Origin of the sequence: Hydrogenophaga sp., from assembly GCF_051007235.1 — a bacterium.
Lineage (GTDB): Bacteria > Pseudomonadota > Gammaproteobacteria > Burkholderiales > Burkholderiaceae_C > Hydrogenophaga.
In genome coordinates, this window is sequence record NZ_JBPCSJ010000546.1 from 1 (window position 1) to 1,974 (window position 1,974).

At 67.7% G+C, this 1,974-nt stretch carries 2 protein-coding genes; both read left to right on the forward strand.

Features of this window, described 5'->3' with window-relative positions; genetic code table 11:
- On the forward strand, positions 1-489 hold a 489-nt coding region (locus ACR2JA_RS19440), incomplete at its 5' end, for a two-component system sensor histidine kinase NtrB (RefSeq protein ID WP_434010710.1).
- Between the two features lie 38 nt (positions 490-527).
- Positions 528-1,974: nitrogen regulation protein NR(I) (gene ntrC / locus ACR2JA_RS19445; RefSeq protein ID WP_434010711.1), on the forward strand; the 1,447-nt coding region annotated here is incomplete at its 3' end.

Below are 1,974 nucleotides of genomic sequence, written 5' to 3' on the forward strand. Positions count from 1 at the left end.
CCGCACGTGGTGGGCGACGTGAACATCCACGAGGTGTGCGAGCGTGTGCGCTCGCTGATCGTGGCCGAGTTCCCGCGCGGCTTGAAGGTGGTGCGCGACTACGACACCTCCATCCCCGAGTTCCGGGGTGACCGTGAGCAGCTCATCCAGGCGGTGCTCAACATTGCGCACAACGCGGCGCAGGCGCTGGCCGACCGTATCGCGGCCGGTGACGCGCAGATCACCTTCCGCACGCGTGTGGGTCGGCAGGTCACCTTCGGCAAACAGCGCTACCGCCTGGCACTGGAATTGCATGTGATCGACAACGGGCCCGGCGTACCGGACTCGATCAAGGACCGCATCTTTTTCCCGCTCGTGTCGGGGCGCGATGGCGGATCCGGCCTGGGGCTGACGCTGGCGCAAACCTTCGTGCAGCAACACCATGGCCTGATCGAGTGCGAGAGCGAACCGGGCCGGACGGACTTCAAGATCCTGATTCCGTTGCCTTGACCACAACACACACGCGCCGCTGAAGGGACACGCCACACATGAAGCCGATCTGGATCGTTGACGATGACCAATCCATCCGCTTCGTGCTGGAAAAAGCGCTGCTGCGCGAGAACCTGCCCACGCGCAGCTTCACCAACCCGCAGGAAGTCCTCAAGGCGCTGACCGAGACCCCTGAGAGCGAAGGTCCGCAAATCCTGGTGAGCGACATCCGCATGCCAGGCGGGTCCGGCCTGGACCTGCTGGAGAAAGTCAAGGAGAAGCTGCCCGGTCTGCCGGTCATCATCATGACCGCCTTCTCCGATCTGGACAGCGCCGTGTCGGCCTTTCAGGGCGGAGCCTTCGAGTACCTGCCCAAGCCCTTCGACCTGCCCAAGGCGGTGGAGCTGATCCACCGCGCGGTGGAAGAGAGCCAGCGCGAAGAGGTCGCGCAGGAGTCGGTGGCCGGCGCGCCCGAGATGCTGGGCCAGGCCCCCGCCATGCAGGACGTGTTCCGCGCCATCGGTCGCCTGTCGCAAAGCAATGTGACGGTGCTCATCACCGGTGAATCGGGCTCGGGCAAGGAGCTGGTGGCGCGCGCGCTGCACAAGCATTCGCCGCGCGCGAGCGGACCGTTTGTGGCCATCAACACGGCAGCCATACCGAAGGACCTGCTGGAGTCCGAACTGTTCGGTCACGAGCGCGGCGCTTTCACCGGCGCGCAAACGATGCGCCGCGGCCGCTTCGAGCAGGCCGAGGGTGGCACGCTGTTCCTGGACGAAATCGGTGACATGCCGTTCGACCTGCAGACGCGCCTGCTGCGTGTGCTGTCCGACGGCCACTTCTACCGCGTCGGTGGGCACAGCGCCGTCAAGGCCAATGTGCGCGTGATCGCCGCCACGCACCAGAACCTGGAGCAGCGCGTCAAGGAAGGCGGCTTCCGCGAGGATCTGTTCCACCGCCTCAACGTGATCCGCCTGCGGTTGCCCGCGCTGCGCGAGCGCCGCGAAGACGTGCCCATGCTCACGCGCTTCTTCCTGCAGCAAAGCGCCAAACAGCTGGGCGTGGAGCCCAAGCGCATTTCGGACGGCGCGCTGCGTCTGCTCGGCGGGTTCGACTTCCCGGGCAACGTGCGCCAGCTGGAGAACGTCTGCCACTGGCTCACGGTCATGGCGCCGGCCCAGGTGATCGAGGTGAAAGACCTGCCGCCCGAGGTGCTGGCGGTCACCGGTGGTGTGCCGGCCGAGCCACCTGTGGTGGCGCCGGTGCCCGAGGCGTTCCCTGCGGCATTGGAGCCGGCCCCTGCGGCCTGGGCGGCCGCACCGGTGGTCCAGGCACCCGTCCACGCGCCCGAGCCCGCCATGCCGGTCGCAGCGGCGGTCGTGCCCACGGCGCCCAGTGCCCCGGTGGTTTCTGCAGTCGCTTCCTGGGAAGGCGGCCTGCAGGCCGAAGCGCAGGCCCTGCTGGAGGCCGGCCGCACCGACGTGTGGGACGTGCTCACCCGCCGCT